The sequence below is a fragment of the Alloalcanivorax profundimaris genome, assembly GCF_015265435.1.
In the GTDB taxonomy this organism is placed as follows: Bacteria; Pseudomonadota; Gammaproteobacteria; order Pseudomonadales; family Alcanivoracaceae; genus Alloalcanivorax; species Alloalcanivorax profundimaris.
Window position 1 is genome coordinate 1 of sequence record NZ_JABJWH010000033.1, and the last position, 6,302, is coordinate 6,302.

At 64.6% G+C, this 6,302-nt stretch carries 6 protein-coding genes and 4 tRNA genes; all 10 read left to right on the plus strand.

All coding sequences use genetic code 11. The features are described 5' to 3' along the window. Positions 1-400: 400 nt before the first annotated feature. Complete coding sequence (locus HMJ39_RS13845) at positions 401-829, plus strand: hypothetical protein (RefSeq protein WP_161385807.1); 429 nt, start codon at positions 401-403, stop codon at positions 827-829. Positions 830-893: 64 nt separating this feature from the next. Beyond that, positions 894-2,582, plus strand: coding sequence for an AMP-binding protein (locus HMJ39_RS13850; protein WP_194297772.1), 1,689 nt, complete (start codon positions 894-896; stop codon positions 2,580-2,582). 6 nt (positions 2,583-2,588) lie between these two features. Continuing rightward, positions 2,589-3,557 (plus strand): biotin--[acetyl-CoA-carboxylase] ligase, encoded by a 969-nt coding sequence (locus tag HMJ39_RS13855; protein WP_194297773.1) that lies wholly within the window; start codon positions 2,589-2,591, stop codon positions 3,555-3,557. Further along, on the plus strand, positions 3,554-4,288 hold the full coding sequence (locus HMJ39_RS13860; RefSeq protein WP_161385810.1) for a type III pantothenate kinase: 735 nt from the start codon (positions 3,554-3,556) through the stop codon (positions 4,286-4,288). The genes HMJ39_RS13855 and HMJ39_RS13860 overlap by 4 nt, the downstream gene beginning before the upstream one ends. A gap of 19 nt (positions 4,289-4,307) precedes the next feature. Then, positions 4,308-4,985 (plus strand): SPOR domain-containing protein, encoded by a 678-nt coding sequence (locus HMJ39_RS13865; RefSeq protein ID WP_194297774.1) that lies wholly within the window; start codon positions 4,308-4,310, stop codon positions 4,983-4,985. A 60-nt stretch (positions 4,986-5,045) separates the two neighbouring features. Then, a tRNA-Thr gene (locus HMJ39_RS13870) sits at positions 5,046-5,121 on the plus strand. Positions 5,122-5,206: 85 nt separating this feature from the next. After that, positions 5,207-5,290, plus strand: a tRNA-Tyr gene (locus tag HMJ39_RS13875). Positions 5,291-5,327: 37 nt separating this feature from the next. Then, a tRNA-Gly gene (locus HMJ39_RS13880) sits at positions 5,328-5,401 on the plus strand. A gap of 47 nt (positions 5,402-5,448) precedes the next feature. Continuing rightward, positions 5,449-5,524, plus strand: a tRNA-Thr gene (locus HMJ39_RS13885). Positions 5,525-5,672: 148 nt separating this feature from the next. Next, positions 5,673-6,302, plus strand: a 630-nt coding sequence (locus tag HMJ39_RS13890; protein ID WP_194297775.1) for a GTP-binding protein, incomplete at its 3' end; no start/stop codon positions are given.

The following is a 6,302-nucleotide window of genomic DNA, read 5'->3' on the forward strand; positions in this document are numbered from 1 at the left end:
GCGGCTGTTCGGTTTCGCCTCGCGAAACGCGTGGATACGGTGTCCTTCTGTCCCTACACAGGCCCATGTGAGCGACCCTGTTCCAAAGGAACGGGGAGCAGGCGCCGAAGGCGTCGCGCAGCGATGGCGAGCACCGCTCGCCACCTAAGTAGGTCCCCCATCGCGACTAAAGCGGAGCGCCGCCCGGTCGCTCCTACGCTTCCTCTAAACGCCACTGTCCACGCCCACCACCCAATCCCAGCAGCCCCTCTACTCCAACACCCAATCCCAGAACCTCATCTACTCCCACAACCCAATCCCAGAGACCCCTCTACCCCCACCCCACTTAATCTCACCCCACTCTTTATCCCGTGCCCATGTATCTCTATGCTCAGAAGGTCATGTCCCGAACGGAGCCACTATGCAGTGGGTCAAGGCATTTGTCGCAGGCTTCCTGTCGACATTGATCTTCCATCAAGGCCTGCTGGCATTGCTGTATGCCGCCGGCGTGGTGCCGGCACCGCCTTATAACCTGGCCGCCTCCGAGCCCCTCGGCGTGCCGGCGGTGGTCTCGTTGGCGTTCTGGGGCGGCATCTGGGGCCTGCCGTTGTGGTGGCTGATCCGGTACAAGCCGGCGCGGCTGTTCTGGCTGGTCTCTCTTCTGTTCGGCGCCATCGCGCCCACCGTGGTGGCGATGCTGCTGGTCTTCCCGCTGAAAGAACTGCCGGTAAGCCTGGTCACCTGGTTGGGCGGCTTTCTGCTCAATGGCGCCTGGGGGCTGGGCGTGGCACTGTTCATGGGGCCGATTTTCCGCTGCCATCCAAGAGCGCCGGATATATTAAACCGATAAACTTCACGGGGCCGGACCACCGGCCCGATCTCCCCCTTTTTTGGTTTGGGTAAAGGTGATCACTATGACGAATGATAAGAACGGAACCATGAAAACCCCGATTCAGGCATTGGACGACCGCCGTCGCCAGCAAGGTGATCGGATGGCGATGGTGCAGCCTCTGGGCGGCGACAAGGTGCGTAGCTACACCTGGGAAGAGGTGGCCGACGAAGCCTACCGCATGGCGGGCTACCTGCAGGCGCAGGGCGTGCAGACCGGCGACCGGGTGGCGCTGGTGTCCAAGAACTGCGCCGAGTGGATCATGGCCGACCTGGCCATCTGGATCGCCGGCGGCGTCAGCGTGCCGCTGTACCCGACCCTGGTGGCGGACTCCGTGAAGCTGATCCTGGAGCACAGTGAGTCGAAAATCCTGTTCGTCGGCAAGCTGGACGACTGGGACATGATGAAGGACGGGGTTGCCGCCGACATCAAACAGATCGCTTTTTCCCTGGCCCCGGACGAGGTGCTCGCCAAGGCACCGGTGTGGACCGACATCGTCGCCGAACAAGCTCCCCTGGCGGAGCCGGCGAAGCCCGGCCCGGAGGATCTCGCCACCATCATCTATACCTCCGGCACCACCGGCGTGCCCAAGGGCGTGATGCACCAGTATCAGAGCCTTTCTTCCGTGGGCGACAAGGTGATCCAGGTGTACGACCTGGAGCCGGCCGACCGCATGATCTCCTATCTGCCGCTGTCCCACGTGGCCGAGCGCGCGGCGGTGGAGATGGCCCTGCTGTACACCGGCAACACGGTCTATTTCGCGGAGTCTCTGGATACCTTCGGTGAGGACATCAAGCGCGCCAAGCCCACCCTGTTCTTCGCGGTGCCGCGCATCTGGTCAAAGTTCTACCAGAAGGCCTCCGAAGCGGTACCGCCGCAGAAACTGAATACCCTCCTCAAGATTCCGCTGCTCAACCGTGTGATCAAGAAAAAGGTGCTGGGTGCCATGGGCCTGGACGAATGCCGTGTGGCTCTGTCCGGCGCCGCGCCGCTGTCCACCGAGATCATCACCTGGTTCAACAAGCTGGATCTGGAAATCCTCGAGGTTTACGGCATGACCGAGAACTTCGGCTGGTCGCACACCACCGAGGAAGGCGATCAGCGCATTGGCTGGGTGGGCACCCCCAATGATGGCGTGGAGTGCCGCATCGGCGAAGCCGGCGAAGTGGAGGTGCGCAGCGTTGGCAACATGAGCGGTTACTACAAGCAGCCGGATCTCACCGCCGAGGTGCTGTCCGAGGATGGCTGGCTGAAAACCGGCGACGTGGGCGAAATCGATGACTGGGGCCGTTTGCGCATCACTGGCCGCATCAAGGAAATCTTCAAGACCGAGAAGGGCAAGTACGTGGCGCCGGCGCCCATCGAGAATCGCCTCGGCAGCCAGCCCGGCGTGGAACTGGCCTGCGTGATCGGTTCCAACATGGCGCAACCGGTGGCACTGCTCAACCTCACCCCCGAGGAGCAGGAGAAACTGGGCAAGGGGGCCGAGAAGGACCATTTCACCAAGTCCCTGGAAGAGTTGCTGGAGCGGGTCAACAAGCAGCTGGACCCCCACGAGCGGCTCAACTGCCTGGTGATCTGCAAAACGCCCTGGACCGTGGAGAACGGCCTGATCACGCCCACCCTCAAGCTCAAGCGCAACGAGATCGAAAAGCACTACGCGGCGGACCTGCCGGAGTGGGGCAAATCCCGCGGCGTGATCTGGGAGCACTGATCGTCAATGGAAGCCAACGCCGACCAGGCTCTGATTCGCCGCCTCGCGGACGGCCGTTTTCACTCCGGAGCCGAACTGGGCGAGGCGCTGGGCATTTCCCGGGCGGCGATCTGGAAACGGATCCGCCGCCTGGAGCAACTGGGTCTGGCGGTGGAATCCGTCCGGGGCAAGGGCTACCGCCTGAGCAGTCCCCTGGATCTGCTGGATCCCGAGGCCCTGGAAGCGGCGTTTCGCGGCCACGCCGCGTTGCGCTTCCTGCCGGTGACCGAATCCACCAACGGCGACGCCCTGGCCCTGGCGGGCGAGGGCGTTTCGTCGCCGGTGGTGATCACCACGGAATTCCAAAGCGCCGGCCGGGGCCGGCGCGGGCGCGCCTGGCAATCGCCGTTCGGCGCCAACCTGTATCTCAGCGTCCTCTATGAACTGGCCGGCGGGTACTCCGCGCTGGGTGGTCTGAGCCTGGCCGCCGGAGTGGCGGTGGCGCGCGCCCTGGAGCGCGAAGCGCCGGGGCTGAACGCGGGCCTGAAGTGGCCCAATGATCTGCTGGTGGACGGCGCCAAGCTGGGCGGTGTCCTGATTGAGCTGGCCGGAGAGATGGACGGCCGCGTCCAGGTCGTGGTGGGCGTGGGCCTGAACGTGGCGATGAGCGACCGCCAGGCGGACGCCATCGACCAGAACTGGATCGACCTTCGCCAGGCCTGCCCGGCGCCGCCCGCGCGCACCGCCCTGGCCGGCGCCGTGGGTCGGGAACTGCTGGCCATGCTGGACCGCTTCGCCGTGGATGGCTTCGCGCCCTTCATGGCGGAGTTCCAGACCCTGGACCTGTGCCTCGATCGGCCGGTGACCGTGCACGGCCCGGATGGCGCCCGCGACGGCGTGGCGAGGGGCGTGGCGGAAGACGGCGCCCTGTGCGTGGACATCGACGGCGAACGCCGTTGGGTGCACGGCGGCGAAGTGAGTTTGAGATTGCGATGAAATTGTTCGTGGACGTGGGCAATACCGCCCTGAAGTGGCGCCAGCGGGACGGCGAACGGATTCTCCAGGGCGGCCGCCCCCATGGCCGAGACTGGCCCGCCGCCCTGGAGGCGCCCCTGGCGCCCGGCGACAATCTGGAGGCGGTCTGGATCGCCTCCGTGGCCGGCCCCGAGGCCGACCAGCGGATCACCGAACTGGTGCGGGCGCGCACCGGCCAGGCGCCGCGTTTCTATTATTCCCAGGAGCGCGATTTCGGGGTAAGCAGCTGCTATCCGGAGCCCCGCCGCCTGGGCGTGGACCGCTGGGTGGCCCTGGTGGAATGCTGGCAACGGTTCGGCGCCGGCATCATCATCGACTGCGGCAGTGCCCTGACCATCGACGCGGTGGACGGGGAGGGCGCCTTCCTGGGCGGCTACATCGTTCCCGGCCTGGGCATGCTCCGCAACGCCCTGCTGCGCGACACCGCCGATGTGCACGTGGAGCGGGCGCGCCCGCAACTCGGCCTGGGGCGCTCCACCGGTGAGTGCGTGCACAACGGCCTTCTGCGCATGTCTGTGGCGTTCGTCACGGATGTGGTGGTTGAACTGCGTGAGCGCCTTCCCGATACTTGCAAAGTGCTGGTCACGGGCGGGGACGCGGACGAATTGTCCTCCGCTTTTTCCTTTGAATTCCTGCACTTGCCCGATCTCGTGCTGGACGGCCTGGAACGGGTGGCGGCACGACAAGAATGAGGCTTGGGGGACAAAGTCGGTGCGTTGGGTCTTTTACAGCCTGGTGGTCGTGAATCTGGTGTACCTGGGCTGGCAAGGGGTCATGCTCGTGGTCGAGCCCGACCCGCCGGCGGCCCCGGCCAGCGCGGAAGCCCCGGCGGCGCCGTCGGGGCAGGAGCTCAAGCTGCTCGGCGAAGCGCCCCAGCCGCGGCGCGGCGCCGCCCCCCGGCCGGCGACGGGCCCCGGTCTGTGCCCCGTGGTGGGGCCCTGGTCCGGGCGCGGTGACGCCGAGCGGGCCCGCATCCAACTGGACGCCGTGGGTCTGGGCGGCCGCATCGAGGCGGTCACGGTGCAGAAGGATCATCTCAACTGGGTCTATCTTCCCCCCTACGGCACCCGGGAGCGGGCGCTGACCGTGCTCGGCGAGCTGCAGGCCCGCGGGGTGGACAGTTTCATCGTCAAGACCGGGGAAGACGCCAATGCCATTTCCCTGGGGTATTTTTCCAGCGCGGATTCCGCCGAGGGGTTGCGCGTGAAGATGCGCAACGCCGGCTATCCGGCGTTCGTGAGGGAAACTTCCCGGCCGGTCACCGAGTATTGGCTGTATCTGCCGGAGGCCGCCGCCGGCGCGCCGGCGCTGGAGGATTTTCTGGCCGGTAATCCGGACGTGGGCCGGGACCGGGCCGCCTGCCGACGGGAAAATGGTGGCGCGGGTTGAATCCGCCGGCAACGATTGCACCCCCGGTGGGGTTTCTATAGAATGCGCAGCCCTTACGCTGCTGGCGTAGCTCAGTTGGTAGAGCAGCTGATTTGTAATCAGCCGGTCGGGGGTTCGACTCCTCTCGCCAGCTCCACTTTATGCGCGCCTAAGAGCTTGAAAATGCCTGAAAATATGGTTGACAAGCGAAGGCGGCGTAAAGAGAATGTAGGCCCTTTTCAGGAGGGGTTCCCGAGTGGCCAAAGGGATCAGACTGTAAATCTGACGCGAAAGCTTCGGAGGTTCGAATCCTCCCCCCTCCACCAGATTCGCCGGCAGGCTGGCAAGACAGACGGAAGGTTCGCGGGCATAGTTCAACGGTAGAACCTCAGCCTTCCAAGCTGATGATGCGGGTTCGATTCCCGCTGCCCGCTCCAGTCTGCGGCAACAATTTGGATGCCTGACAAGGCAGTATGAAGGTTACGCTCATGTAGCTCAGTAGGTAGAGCACACCCTTGGTAAGGGTGAGGTCACCGGTTCAAATCCGGTCATGAGCTCCAGATACCGGGCCCGGGGACTTCCCGGGCCCGGCTTCATGTGTCTTGGTGGTGCCAGGGTGGTCCGCGAATGGCGCGGTCCTTAAATGTGTTTTCCAAGGCGCACGCCGTTCAGACGGGAATGCACAGCCAAGTTGAGAGGTAGAGAGTCGTGGCAAAGGAAAAGTTTGAACGCAATAAACCGCACGTAAACGTAGGCACCATTGGTCACGTTGACCATGGTAAGACGACGCTGACCGCCGCCCTGACCCGGGTGTGCTTCGAGACCTGGGGTTCGGGTTCCGCGAGCGCGTTTGACCAGATCGACAATGCGCCGGAAGAGCGTGAGCGCGGTATCACCATTGCGACCTCTCACGTTGAGTACGATTCTCCGAACCGTCACTACGCGCACGTTGACTGCCCCGGTCACGCCGACTACGTGAAGAACATGATCACCGGCGCGGCGCAGATGGACGGCGCGATCCTGGTGGTGAGCGCGGCGGACGGCCCGATGCCGCAGACCCGCGAGCACATCCTGCTGTCCCGCCAGGTGGGCGTTCCTTTCATCGTTGTGTTCCTGAACAAAGCGGACATGGTGGACGATGAAGAGCTGCTCGAGCTGGTTGAGATGGAAGTGCGTGAGCTGCTGAACGACTACGACTTCCCGGGCGACGACACTCCGATCATCAAGGGCTCCGCGCTGAAGGCACTGGAAGGCGACACCAGCGAGATTGGCATGCCGGCGGTGGCCAAGCTGGTTGAGTGCCTGGACGAGTACATTCCGGAGCCGGAGCGTGCCGTT

Bases quoted from the DNA above. Each gene is read 5' to 3' on its own strand.
- HMJ39_RS13845 (WP_161385807.1), top strand. From the start codon at position 401: ATGCAGTGGGTCAAGGCATTTGTCGCAGGCTTCCTGTCGACATTGATC.
- HMJ39_RS13850 (WP_194297772.1), top strand. From the start codon at position 894: ATGACGAATGATAAGAACGGAACCATGAAAACCCCGATTCAGGCATTG.
- HMJ39_RS13855 (WP_194297773.1), top strand. From the start codon at position 2,589: ATGGAAGCCAACGCCGACCAGGCTCTGATTCGCCGCCTCGCGGACGGC.
- HMJ39_RS13860 (WP_161385810.1), top strand. From the start codon at position 3,554: ATGAAATTGTTCGTGGACGTGGGCAATACCGCCCTGAAGTGGCGCCAG.